The 12,620-nt window shown below is 32.0% G+C and carries 14 protein-coding genes and 1 tRNA gene; 10 read left to right on the forward strand and 5 right to left on the reverse strand.

The window, feature by feature from the left end; all coding sequences use genetic code 11:
* Positions 1-7: 7 nt before the first annotated feature.
* From ACQY1Q_RS09790 to ACQY1Q_RS09800, 3 genes are read right to left on the reverse strand one after another with little or no spacing between them, the layout of a single operon-like run.
* Positions 8-1,216 carry an efflux RND transporter periplasmic adaptor subunit gene (locus ACQY1Q_RS09790; RefSeq protein WP_431005130.1) on the reverse strand — a complete coding sequence of 403 codons (1,209 nt, stop codon included), beginning with the start codon at positions 1,214-1,216 and terminating at the stop codon, positions 8-10.
* A gap of 7 nt (positions 1,217-1,223) precedes the next feature.
* Positions 1,224-2,567, reverse strand: coding sequence for a TolC family protein (locus tag ACQY1Q_RS09795; RefSeq protein WP_431005131.1), 1,344 nt, complete (start codon positions 2,565-2,567; stop codon positions 1,224-1,226).
* Positions 2,568-2,570: 3 nt separating this feature from the next.
* Positions 2,571-3,182 carry a TetR/AcrR family transcriptional regulator gene (locus tag ACQY1Q_RS09800; RefSeq protein WP_431005132.1) on the reverse strand — a complete coding sequence of 204 codons (612 nt, stop codon included), beginning with the start codon at positions 3,180-3,182 and terminating at the stop codon, positions 2,571-2,573.
* A 127-nt stretch (positions 3,183-3,309) separates the two neighbouring features.
* Here ACQY1Q_RS09800 and ACQY1Q_RS09805 point away from each other — a divergent pair, with 127 nt between their 5' ends.
* The 4 genes from ACQY1Q_RS09805 to ACQY1Q_RS09820 all read left to right on the forward strand — a co-directional run bounded on the left by ACQY1Q_RS09805 (position 3,310) and on the right by ACQY1Q_RS09820 (position 5,356).
* Positions 3,310-4,281: a polyprenyl synthetase family protein gene (locus tag ACQY1Q_RS09805; protein WP_431005133.1), complete on the forward strand. Its 972-nt coding sequence runs from the start codon at positions 3,310-3,312 to the stop codon at positions 4,279-4,281.
* A gap of 52 nt (positions 4,282-4,333) precedes the next feature.
* Positions 4,334-4,407: transfer RNA gene (locus tag ACQY1Q_RS09810), tRNA-Ile, on the forward strand.
* A gap of 157 nt (positions 4,408-4,564) precedes the next feature.
* Positions 4,565-5,026, forward strand: coding sequence for a hypothetical protein (locus tag ACQY1Q_RS09815; protein WP_431005134.1), 462 nt, complete (start codon positions 4,565-4,567; stop codon positions 5,024-5,026).
* A 6-nt stretch (positions 5,027-5,032) separates the two neighbouring features.
* Complete coding sequence (locus tag ACQY1Q_RS09820) at positions 5,033-5,356, forward strand: hypothetical protein (RefSeq protein ID WP_431005135.1); 324 nt, start codon at positions 5,033-5,035, stop codon at positions 5,354-5,356.
* Between the two features lie 26 nt (positions 5,357-5,382).
* Here the strand turns inward: ACQY1Q_RS09820 and ACQY1Q_RS09825 are convergent, their stop codons facing one another.
* Entirely contained in the window at positions 5,383-6,918 is a 1,536-nt protein-coding gene (locus tag ACQY1Q_RS09825) for a patatin-like phospholipase family protein (protein ID WP_431005136.1), read from the reverse strand.
* A 37-nt stretch (positions 6,919-6,955) separates the two neighbouring features.
* Complete coding sequence (locus ACQY1Q_RS09830; protein WP_431005137.1) at positions 6,956-7,546, reverse strand: riboflavin synthase; 591 nt, start codon at positions 7,544-7,546, stop codon at positions 6,956-6,958.
* 59 nt (positions 7,547-7,605) lie between these two features.
* Between ACQY1Q_RS09830 and pdxA the strand changes: the two genes are divergently transcribed.
* From pdxA to accC, 6 genes are all read left to right on the forward strand, one after another.
* Positions 7,606-8,637 carry a 4-hydroxythreonine-4-phosphate dehydrogenase PdxA gene (pdxA, locus tag ACQY1Q_RS09835; RefSeq protein ID WP_431005138.1) on the forward strand — a complete coding sequence of 344 codons (1,032 nt, stop codon included), beginning with the start codon at positions 7,606-7,608 and terminating at the stop codon, positions 8,635-8,637.
* A gap of 77 nt (positions 8,638-8,714) precedes the next feature.
* Positions 8,715-9,254: a YceD family protein gene (locus ACQY1Q_RS09840; protein ID WP_431005139.1), complete on the forward strand. Its 540-nt coding sequence runs from the start codon at positions 8,715-8,717 to the stop codon at positions 9,252-9,254.
* A gap of 8 nt (positions 9,255-9,262) precedes the next feature.
* Entirely contained in the window at positions 9,263-9,457 is a 195-nt protein-coding gene (rpmF, locus tag ACQY1Q_RS09845; protein WP_431005140.1) for a 50S ribosomal protein L32, read from the forward strand.
* A gap of 154 nt (positions 9,458-9,611) precedes the next feature.
* On the forward strand, positions 9,612-10,607 hold the full coding sequence (locus ACQY1Q_RS09850) for a beta-ketoacyl-ACP synthase III (protein ID WP_431005141.1): 996 nt from the start codon (positions 9,612-9,614) through the stop codon (positions 10,605-10,607).
* A gap of 24 nt (positions 10,608-10,631) precedes the next feature.
* On the forward strand, positions 10,632-11,117 hold the full coding sequence (accB, locus tag ACQY1Q_RS09855; protein WP_431005142.1) for an acetyl-CoA carboxylase biotin carboxyl carrier protein: 486 nt from the start codon (positions 10,632-10,634) through the stop codon (positions 11,115-11,117).
* A 78-nt stretch (positions 11,118-11,195) separates the two neighbouring features.
* The gene (gene accC, locus ACQY1Q_RS09860; protein WP_431005143.1) at positions 11,196-12,533 is read left to right on the forward strand and encodes an acetyl-CoA carboxylase biotin carboxylase subunit; all 1,338 of its coding nucleotides are present in this window, start codon (positions 11,196-11,198) and stop codon (positions 12,531-12,533) included.
* The last annotated feature ends 87 nt before the right edge of the window (positions 12,534-12,620 follow it).

Genomic DNA, 12,620 nt, shown 5'->3' on the forward strand with positions numbered 1-12,620 from the left:
CCTACTATTATTTATTTTGTTGAGCTGTTTTTTCTGTTGACAAGTCTAATATTTCTACCAATTGTTTGTTTTTAACACTTCTTGCTCCTTCATTTATAACCTGGTCTTCTTTAGTTATTCCTGACAAAATTTCAACAATATCTCCTTGTGTTTTTCCGGTTGTAATAATGGTTTGTTTAGCAACTCCTCTCATTTTTCCATCTTCTTTATGAATACTATCAACAACAAAAACATACTGTTCTCCTTTCGAGTTTTCTGAGATAATACTTAAAGGAATTAAAATTGCATTTGGATTTGTATAATCATTAACCTTTAACTTAGCTGTTAGGTTTGGCTTTATACTTTTATCTTTGTTAGGTACTCCTATTTCAACTTTAAAAGTTCTGTTAGCCGGGTTTATAAAGTTTCCTGCTTGACGAACAGAAGAAGTAACCGTTTTTCCTAATACTGGAAAGTCTACTTGTACCTCTTTTCCTTTTTTTACTGATGTTATATAGCTTTCCGGCACATCAGTTTCAATATACATATCATCTAAATTTACAACTCTGAACACCTCTGCTCCCGGACCCGGTGCCACTACAGTACCTTGCTCTTTTATTACATCATCAACAATTCCTGTAAAAGGAGCCTTAATAACACTTTTTCCTAATTGTTGCTTTAATTGATTAACCGTTCTGGTTAATGCCTCATAATTAGTTTTAGTTTGTAAATACTGAATTTCAGATCCGATTTTTTGCTCCCATAATCTTTTTTGACGGTCATAGGTGGTTTTAGCCAAACTTGCTTGTGCCTCAACTTGTGCCACTTGTTGATTTAATCCTCCATCATCAATTTTAGCTAGAGCTTGTCCTTTTACCACATGCTGTCCCTCTTTTACGTAAATTTTCACCAATTGCCCCGGCATTTCAGGATATACTAAAACATTCTTTTTTGTTTGTACATTTCCTTGTAAATCTAAATAATGAACAAAAGGTTGCTCTTGTGCATCAATTGTTGTAATTAAAGGTACTTTCTTATTGGTATCTAGCTTTGAAATTTCTTCATTTAGCAATTTAATTTGCCCCGCTAATTCTTGTTGTTTTTTATTTAACTCATCTTTCTTTTCAAGAATTTTCTGCAAATCTTGTGTACTTATTACTGATTCTACTGATTGCTCTTTGCCTCCACATGAAGCTAAAAGTGTAGTTAGTATAATATATGATACAATCCTTCTCATTAGTTGATTATTTTATTGGTAAGTTTAATGCGTTTTCTAGTTGTGCTTTTTTAGCAATCACGTTTAACATGGATTGCATATAGTTATTTTGTTGTGAATACAATTGATTTTGTGCTTGAAGTAAATCAAAACTAGACGAGAGTCCTTCGAAAAATTTAACTTGTTGTTTTTTCTCTATGCGCTCGGCCAGTGCTAAATTTTTCTTTGCTGTTTCATATTTTTCAATACTCAATTGGTATTCACTTTTTGCTGTTTCTGCCTGAAGATTTAACTTTTGTTTTACTTCTTCTTTTCTGATTTCAGAGTTTTCTAATTCAATTTTAGCTCTAGCTGTTTTTGATTGTCTTCCGAAGCTACTGAAAATAGGCACATTTAAGCTAACACCTAATAATGAATAATCAAACCATTTTTGGGTGCTACTAAAAAAGTTAAAATCGTTAGAGTTAGCATTGGCTCCGTAGTTTACAAATGCAGCTAAACTTGGTAAAGCCTTACTTTGTTCTAATTTCATAAGTAACCTTTTACTTTCTCTATCATTTTCAGCCATTCTGAAATCAATATGATTCTCAACATTAAAAACCTTAGTTAGCAAACTCAAATCGGTATTTGACACCACTAAATTGTCTAAAGAATCCGTAAGCACTAACTTTTTTTCAATAGTATTTCCTAAGGCTATGTTTAACATTTTATAAGAAATATCTTTCATTCTTAAAGCATTGCTTAAATTATTTTCAACATTTCCTAATGTTATTTGTAACTGCTCTACATTTTCTAACTCGGTTAATCCATTGTCATAAATTTTCTGAGTTTCATTAAGGTTCTTTTTTAGAACATCTCTGTTTTTCTCTAAAATTTCAATAGATTTTTCTGTTATTAAAACATTTCCATAGGCATTAATTACAGCTTCTCTTGTAGCCAATTCTGTTTTTTCTTTGGCTTGCTCTGAAATTTTTAAATACGTTTTTGCAGATTGTAATCCTACTAAATAAGATCCGTCAAAAATTAACTGAGTTAAGGTAACCGAAGCATTCATGGTTTGCTTGGTTCCGAATCTTACCGGCACAAAAGTTCCTGCAGGGCCTCCAGCAAGTTCAGCCGGAAGCAATGATACTTGTTGTTTTAACCAGTTCTGATAGTCTAACTTTCCGTTAATTTGCGGCAATCCAATGGTTGTTGTTTCCCATTTTCTTTCTTTCGCAGCTTCAATATTTTTTGAAGCAATTTTATTATCGTAGTTATTTTTTATTGCATAATCAATAGCTTCTTGCATTGATAAATGCATTTCTTTTTCTTGTGCGAGTAGAAAACTCGTAAAAAAGAATACAAATACACCGTATATGTATTTTCTCATTGTTTACCTGTTTTGATTTATGATTTTTAATTGTTTCTCTAGTTCTTCAATACCTTTTTCTGTAGCAATAGCTCTTACATGATATTCTAACACTTCATATTCCAACTCCATAAGTTCATGCATTTCCTGACCGTATATATCATTCTCAAATATTCCAAATATCAGTGTAAAATAGAAGTTGCCTATTAAATCTTTTTTTATTCCTTTTCTATACAATCCTTGCTCAATTCCTTTAGTAAGATTGTCAGCATTACAATCTTTAAACATACACACCTCTCTATCCATCAATCTTGCATAAGTTTCCGGGTAATACTTTTTCAACTGATACATAGGTGAAGTTTTAGCATTTTTAAACATTTCTTTAAAAATTGCCTTTACTGCAAACTCTTCTTCTATGGCATTATAATTTTGCTCTTTTATATACAAAATTGTATTATCTATAGCCTGTTGAACGGATTGTGTTGCGGCATCAACTAAAGATGCTTTGTTTGAATAATATTTATACAATGTTTTTTTTGATATGCCTAACTCTGTAGCTATATCATCCATAGTAACACTTTTAAACCCTAAGTTTAAAAACATTTCAGCCGACTTTTCTAAAATTTTATTTTCCATAATTGTTTGCAAATGTACAGCAGGAAACTTTAGAAACCAAAAAAGTTTCCGAAGTTTTAATTATTTTTTAACATTAGGTGGTGCATAGATTTTTTGTTTACCTTATTTTTACCCAAAAATTAGAAATTTGGACTTATTAAAATATCAATCGGATTTTTTAGAGTACCTGCAAAAACAGGACTTTAAAAGGGAACCACGAAATCTATATGAACCTATAGAGTATATTTTACAATTAGGAGGTAAAAGAATAAGACCTATACTTACCTTGATCGCTTCAGACATTTTTTCAGGAAACTTTAAGCAAGCCTTACCTGCTGCAGTTGCCGTAGAAGTGTTTCATAACTTCACATTGGTTCATGACGACATTATGGATGATGCTCCTCTAAGAAGAGGAAATCAAACAGTACATGAAAAATGGAATATTAATACCGGAATTTTATCCGGAGACGCAATGCTTATTTTAGCATACCAGTATTTTGAAAACTATAAACCTCATATTTTTCAAAAATTGGCTCAATTATTTAGTAAAACTGCTTTAGAGGTTTGTGATGGTCAACAACTAGATGTTGATTTTGAAACCAGAAATGATGTAACCATTGATGAGTATATCAAAATGATTACCTTAAAAACATCTGTTTTAGTGGCTGCAGCGTTAAAAATGGGTGCCATAGTTGCAGAAGCAGAAGAAGAGCAAGCACAACACTTATATAATTACGGATTAAATTTAGGAATTGCTTTTCAATTACAAGACGATTACTTAGATACTTTTGGTGATCCAAAAACTTTTGGAAAACAAGTAGGGGGTGATATTATTGAAAATAAAAAAACATTCTTATACCTGAAAGCATTAGAAATAGCAAATGCTAGTGATAAGAATGATTTATTAACTCTTTACAACGGAGAAGAAAAAAATAATGAAGAAAAAGTAAAAAAAGTTTCTTCTATTTTTAAGACAAACAATATTCCGGAACACATTCAACAACTTATTGAGGATTACACAAATAAATCATTTAAACATATCGAACACCTGAATATATCTGATGGTGCAAAAGAGGCTTTACGTGCTTTTGGCAAAAATTTAATGAATAGAAAAGTGTAAAAAGTATTTGATATTTTAAAAAAGTTATTATCTTTGCAAACCTAAAATAAGAGGTCCTATAGCTCAGTTGGTTAGAGCACCTGACTCATAATCAGGTGGTCCTTGGTTCGAGTCCAAGTGGGACCACTTTTACTTTAAACCGTTTACATTTTGTAAGCGGTTTTTTTACACCCTTACTTCCTGAAATACACTTTTTAATTCTAGGTTTTTTCCCGTTAAAAATCAGCTCATTAATAAGTAAATTTACTTCATCTAAAAACATAAAAACTAACTTAACTATCCAATGAAAAAAAGCAAACTACCCTTCCTGTTAATTTTAATAACTGGTTTTTTGTTTTCCTGTAGTGTACTTAAAACAGCTCCTTATGACCAATATTCTTTCCAGAAAGCTGTTGAAATAAAAATCGATGCTAGTCATCTTATAGAAAAAGCTGAAAATCCGTATCAAGAAAACATTATTGACATTCAAAAACTAAAGAATAAAATTGCCAAAATAGTTGAGTATGAAAAATACAAACCTAATAATGAAATAACATACAAAATGTGGTTATTGTTAGCTGATGAAAATAAAAATTTATTAGCCGGATTTTTAAAACGTTGGGAAGAAAAAAATACGTTATCCTCTTTCTTTATTACAGAAGCTAAAGGACAAATTACAGAGGCCTTTGATTTGCTAATTCAATATGAAGGCAAAAAAGACCCGGCAGTAAAAAATCAGCTACTAGAACTAATCTCTAAAAATTAATTGGTTATGGATTTCGAAAAAATTTTACAAGAGCTAAAAAAATCATTGATCTTAGTTTTTAATGATAAGTTTAGCGAGTTTTCTAAAGAATCAAAAAAAGACATTGAGCTTTTTTTAAATGAATCTAAAGATAAACTTGAAAGATGGACTTCTTTACTTAAACAAGGTAAACTTACTTTAGATGATTTTGAATGGTTAGTAGAAAGTCAAAAAGATTTATTTCACCTTAAAGCCTTACAAGCTGCAGGTATTTCAAAAATAAGTTTAGGTCATTTTAAAAACAAGATTGTCAAAACTATTATTGATACAATTAAAATCTTGATTTTTTAAAATTAGAACACCATAAAATAGCTATTTTATGGTGTTTTGCTTTTTTTTCGTTCCTCAAGTAAAAACTTAGGATTCTTCTTAAATTCTTCCCATAAAAGCATTAACTCATTAAAAAGTGGTATTGTAGTTACTTCTTTCCCGTGCTGAACAATCATATGTGACAATAAGTTATAACAAGCAGTGTACTCACCACAAGCAATAACAGCATCTAACATGTTGTTTTCCTTATCTTTTTTAGTAAACCACAGTGTAGTTCCAAACGTATTACTTTTGTTAGAGTTTTCAATAATTTTTTCACTTATCTCACCTGTATATGCGACTATCTCTTTCCACTTTTTTTCATTTTCAGGTTGTGTTGTTTGGTTTCCTAAAGCATCTTTACAACGTAATTCATATACTGTTGATGATATTATTTTATTAGGAAAAGTACTGTAAACCGCATTAGCATTTTGTCTTCTATCGTTTTTCAGAAAAACCACGCTTGCCATACGTACTAAAGATTTGGCTCTGTTTAATATATAAAAAGCCACTCTTCTTGGGGGTAAATACAACTGTTGATCTATTCCGGTTTCCTCTTGCATTAACTTAGAAAGCGAGAAAAATAAAAAGTGAATAAAAACCAAAAAGGCTAATATGACTACACTTACAGTATACGAAACCCACCACTTTTGTATTCCGAAAAACACGGTAGTCATTAACACAAATAACAATGTAAATGCACTAGATATATACGAAACATACTTGCTAAATTTTGTGTCGGAGGCAAACTTAAATCCCTCTCCCGGATATGGAGAAGAAACATCACACAGAAATAACAAATTATAATCCTCCTTTTCTTCATCACATTTATTCTGCGCTTCAGAAACGAAAATAGAAGCTCCTTGATTATCAACAATACCGCCATCCATCAATCCTATTTCTTCCAAATGAGTATGTTTAGGAGTAAAATCGTACGGAAATCCAATAGGCTCAAACCCTCCGGGAAAAGCTGTAGATGCAGCAATCACATCACCTAGCTTAATATCATCTATAACTTCTTTGTACTTACTATGAATTTTTCCATTTCCGAACCTTTTTCTATTTCCTTTGATATTCTGAAATCTAAATTGATGTGTACTATCAAAATCAGTAGCATTAAAAATCACTCTTTTTAAATGTGTTTTTCCTTCACTAATGGTATTTTGAATATGTCCGAGTGTTAAATGATTGGTGAAATTATTATATTCAATAGCAAAGGCATTGATTGGATTTTTCCTTTTATGTCTATTCTCAAGTTGATTCCATATTAAAGGCCATCTTAAATGACTAAGAGCATTACTTGCCAACTCGTCTTTATCTAACCAATTATAATATTCATCAAAAAAAGTTTGAAAATCTTTACCTTCTATTTGTGACTGTGAATACTTAACTCCCGTAATTGTACCTCCGGATACTGTAGATATAGCTTTAACATTTTCTAACAATCCTACTTTTTCTAATAAAGATAATGTTCCTAATGAAAAACAAGCAGCTCTATAGCCTCCTCCTGAAAAACACAAGGCAATAGATGAAAATAATTCCATGTTTTTATATAATTTTAGTAGTAGTTTTTAGTAAATTTTATCCGTTTAACCCGTGAAGTCTGGCTACGTATTTACCTATAACATCAAATTCTAAGTTTACTTTAGTACCCACTACAAAATTTTTAAAGGTAGTATGTGCATACGTAAAAGGAATAATAGCAACGCTAAACTCACTCTTTTTTGAATTCACAACAGTTAAGCTTACTCCGTTTACCGTAATAGATCCTTTTTCAATAGTAATATTGCTTCCATCAAAATCATATGTAAATGTAAAAACAGTGCTTCCTTCAGCATCTTCTATACTTTTACAAATACCGGTTCTATCAACATGTCCTTGTACAATATGCCCATCTAACCTATCCCCTAACTTCATTCCTCTTTCCAAATTCACCTCATCTCCAACTTTCAACTCCTCTATATTGGTTTTATCTAACGTTTCTTTAATCGCTGTTACTGTGTACTCATCATTTTCAATTCCAACCACAGTTAAACATACTCCATTATGCGCTACACTTTGATCTATTTTTAACTCGTGAGTAAAATTACTCTTGACTGTTAGATGTAAATTTTCTTTTTCTCTTTCAAGTTTTGTTACAACACCTAGAGTTTCAATTATTCCTGTAAACATTCTCTAAATTTTAGTTACTTTTGTTAGCATCAAAAATACGACATTACAAAATGTAAACTATGGATAAATCAGACAAAATTATTGTTGGTATTTCAATTGGAGACACAAATGGCATTGGAATTGAAGTTATTTTAAAAACTTTTGAAGACAAGCGTATGCTTGATTTTTGTACTCCGGTTCTTTTTGGTTCAAATAAAGTTATTTCCTATCATAAAAAGGTATTGAAACTTAACAATAATATAAATGGTGTAGCTTCGGTTGATAAGATTATTCATGGAAAAATTAATCTTGTAAATGTATGGAAAGAAGAAATTAAATTTGATTTAGGTAAAACTACAGATATTGGAGGTAAATATGCCTTAAAATCACTACAAGCCGCCGTAAATTCATTAAAAGAAAATAAAGTAGATGTTTTAGTTACGGCTCCTATTAATAAAGATAACATACAATCAAAAGAATTTGATTTTCCAGGGCATACTGAGTATTTAGAAGAAAGTTTAGAAGGCAAAAGCTTAATGATTTTAATGTCTGATGATTTAAGAATCGGTTTAATAACGGGTCATATTCCTCTAGCTCAAGTATCAGAAACCATAACACCAGACCTTATTAAAGAAAAGGTTTATATTATGCATTCTTGTTTAAAACAAGATTTTAACATTAACAAACCTAAGATTGCTGTTCTTGGATTGAATCCGCATTGTGGAGATCATGGAGTAATTGGAAAAGAAGACGATGAAATTATTAGACCAACTATAAAAGAAATTCAAGAAACCGGAAAGCTTGTTTTTGGTCCATATGCAGCTGATGGTTTTTTCGGATCAAAAACATATGAGCAATTCGATGGTGTTTTAGCTATGTATCATGATCAGGGTCTTGCTCCTTTTAAAGCTTTATCATTTGGAAACGGAGTTAATTTTACTGCAGGTCTTTCAAAAATAAGAACTTCACCCGATCATGGAACCGGATTTGACATTGCCGGAAAAAATAAAGCAAATCATTTATCGTTTCAGGAAGCCTTATTTAGTGCTATTAACATACATAAAAACAGGATTGAGTATCAAAACCTTATACAGAACGCGTTAAAAGTTTAATTTTATAAAAAAATCTTAGCAAAATATTTTTATAAAAACATTTTTTATATCTTTGCACGCTCAAATTGATGTAACCAATGAAAGACTTAAAGGAATTCAACATACCTTTTGTAGGGTTAAGAGAAGGGAGTCATTTATTTGAATATCATATTGGTAAAAAGTTCTTTGAAGTTTATAATTTTGATGAATTCAATGATTGTAATGTTAACGCAACAGTTAACTTGGTTAAAAAAAGTTCTTTTTTTGAACTTGACTTTACAGTTAGCGGTACAGTTAATGTTCCTTGTGATGTAACCAATGAGTTATTTGATCAAGAAATAAACGGAAACTTACACTTGATTGTAAAATTTGGTCATGAATATAATGATGATAGTGAAGAAATTCTTATCATTCCACATGAAGAATACCAAATCAACGTTTCTCAATATATATACGAACTCATCATTCTATCAGTTCCAACAAAAAGAGTACACCCTGATGTTTTAGATGGCACTATGGAATCTGAAACTTTAAAGAAGTTAGAAGAGTTAAAAATTAAAGAAGATAAAAAAATTGTTGAGCAAAGTTCAACAGACCCAAGATGGGATAAATTAAAGGATTTACTAACAGATAAATAAGACATAAAATGGCACATCCAAAGAGAAAAATATCTAAAACAAGAAGAGATAAGAGAAGAACTCATTACAAAGCTTCTGTTCCTCAAATAGCTGTTGATCCTACTACTGGAGAAGCTCATTTATATCATAGAGCTCACTGGCATGAAGGAAAATTATACTACAGAGGACAAGTAGTATTAGAATCAGCTTCTGCTGAAGCATAAACTTATGGCTTTGCGAATAAATTAAAAAAACCCTCTTTTCGAGGGTTTTTTAGTGTTTTAAAACTAAAAAAGTAAGTTTTCGCTTTTTTTTCTTTAAAAAAATGAAATAAATTTCATTTCTTTGAAATCTCGTTTTATAACAAAACAAACAACTATGACTAAAATAACTGCAGCTATAACAGCAGTAGGAAAATATGTTCCAGAATATGCTCTAACCAACAAAGAGCTTGAAAAAATGGTAGACACCAACGATGAGTGGATTACCTCAAGAACAGGAATCAAAGAACGAAGAATTTTAAAAGAAGAAGGAGCAGGTACTTCTTATATGGCAATCAAAGCAGCAGAAAATTTACTAGAAAAATCAGGAGTTAAGGCCTCAGATATAGACATGGTAATTGTTGCTACTGCCACTCCGGATATGCCTGTAGCTGCTACAGCTGCTTACACTGCTTCTAAAATAGGTGCGGTTAATGCCTTTTCATATGATTTACAAGCTGCTTGCTCTAGTTTTTTATATGGAATGTCAACTGCTGCCAGATATATTGAAAGTGGTCGTTATAAAAAAGTTCTTCTTATAGGAGCAGATAAAATGTCTTCTATTATTGATTATACAGATAGAACAACTTGTATTATTTTTGGTGATGGTGCCGGTGCTGTATTATTTGAACCAAACACTGAAGATTTAGGTTTACAAGATGAGTTTTTACGTAGTGATGGTATTGGTAGAGAATTTTTAAAGATTGATGCCGGCGGTTCAATTTTACCTCCATCAGAAGAAACCATTAAAAATAAACAACACTTTGTACATCAAGAAGGTCGAACTGTTTTTAAATTTGCAGTATCGAACATGGCTGATGTTTCAGAAAAAATGCTAACTCGTAATAACCTGTCTAAAGAAGATATTCAATGGTTAGTACCACATCAAGCTAACAAAAGAATTATTGAAGCTACAGCAAACCGATTAGAGTTAGACGAAGAAAAAGTAATGATGAACATTCACAAGTATGGTAATACAACTTCAGCTACTTTACCTTTATTACTTGCTGACTATGAAAAAGAGTTAAAAAAAGGAGATAACTTAATTTTTGCTGCATTTGGTGGTGGCTTCACTTGGGGAGCTATCTATTTAAAATGGGCATATAATTCATAAACCAAACAACTTAAATTTAGGAAAATGGATATTAGAGAAATTCAAAGTCTTATAAAGTTTGTAGCTAAGTCTGGTGCAAGCGAAGTAAAGTTAGAAATGGAAGATATCAAAATCACCATTAAAACAGGAAGCTCAGTACCTGAAGCAACTATCTACCAAACTGCTCCAATGGCAACTGCTCCTCAAGTAGTTACTCAAGCTCCGGTAGCTCAGCCTTCAATTGCTCCTGCAACTCCGGCTGCAGAAACTCCTGCAAGTGATGATTCAAAATATGTTACTATAAAGTCACCTATTATCGGAACTTTTTATAGAAAAGCATCACCAGATAAACCTGCATTTGTAGAAGTAGGAACTGACGTAAAAGCTGGTCAAACTGTATGTATAATTGAAGCAATGAAATTATTTAACGAAATCGAATCTGAAGTATCAGGTAAGATTGTTAAAGTGTTAGTTGATGATTCTTCTCCGGTAGAATTTGATCAACCTCTATTCTTAGTAGACCCATCGTAGTATTTTAGATACATAGACATTTAGATATTAGATTATCTGATTTCTGAACTCATAATTCTAAATCATAACTTTTACATTATGTTTAAAAAAATATTAATTGCCAACCGAGGTGAGATTGCCTTACGTGTAATCAGAACTTGTAAGGAGATGGGAATAAAAACAGTGGCGGTATACTCAAAAGCTGATGCAGAAAGCTTACATGTACGTTTTGCTGATGAAGCTGTGTGTATTGGTCCTGCCCCAAGTAGTGAATCATACTTAAAAATGGATCGAATTATTGCTGCAGCTGAAATTACAAATGCAGATGGTATTCATCCGGGATATGGTTTTTTATCAGAAAATGCTAAGTTTTCAAAACTTTGTGAAGAGCACGGTATAAAATTTATTGGAGCTACTGCTGAAATGATTGATAAAATGGGAGATAAGGCGACTGCTAAAGCAACTATGATTGCAGCAGGTGTACCTTGTATTCCCGGATCTGAAGGTATTTTAGACTCTTACGCTGAAGCTGAAAAGCTTGCTAAAGACATGGGATTTCCTGTTATGCTTAAAGCTACTGCCGGTGGTGGTGGTAAAGGAATGCGTGCCGTATGGAAATTAGAAAACTTACGTGATGCTTGGGATTCTGCTCGTATGGAAGCTAAAGCTGCTTTTGGAAATGACGGTATGTACATGGAAAAACTGATAGAAGAACCACGTCATATCGAAATCCAAATCGTTGGTGATGCCTACGGTAAAGCTTGTCACCTTTCTGAAAGAGACTGTTCAGTTCAAAGACGTCATCAAAAATTAACAGAAGAAACACCTTCTCCGTTCATGACTGATGAGCTACGTAATGCCATGGGAGAAGCCGCTGTAAAAGCAGCAGAATATATTAAATATGAAGGTGCCGGTACTGTTGAGTTTTTAGTAGATAAACACCGTAACTTCTACTTCATGGAAATGAATACACGTATTCAGGTAGAGCATCCAATTACTGAAGAAGTTGTTGATTACGATTTAATTCGTGAACAAATTTTAGTAGCTGCCGGTGTGCCAATTTCCGGTAGAAATTATTTCCCTCAATTGCATTCAATTGAGTGTAGAATTAACGCAGAGGATCCTTATAACGGATTTAGACCTGCTCCTGGAAAAATAACTTCTTATCACGCTCCTGGTGGGCATGGAGTTCGTGTAGATACTCACGTATATGCGGGTTATATGATTCCACCTAACTATGACTCTATGATTTCTAAATTAATTGTAACAGCTCAAACCAGAGAAGAAGCGATTAACAAAATGAAACGTGCATTAGATGAATATGTTATTGAAGGTATTAAAACAACTATTCCTTTCCACAGACAATTAATGGATCATCCAGATTACGTTGCCGGTAACTATACCACAAAGTTTATGGAAGATTTTGAAATGGAATAACTTTAACAATAAACTGTGTCGTCCTAAAAAACCATTACAGTTTTTTAGTATGATTAAAGATATAAAATCTCTCAACAAACATGTGTT

The organism is Tenacibaculum sp. TC6 (assembly GCF_050606265.1).
GTDB lineage: Bacteria > Bacteroidota > Bacteroidia > Flavobacteriales > Flavobacteriaceae > Polaribacter.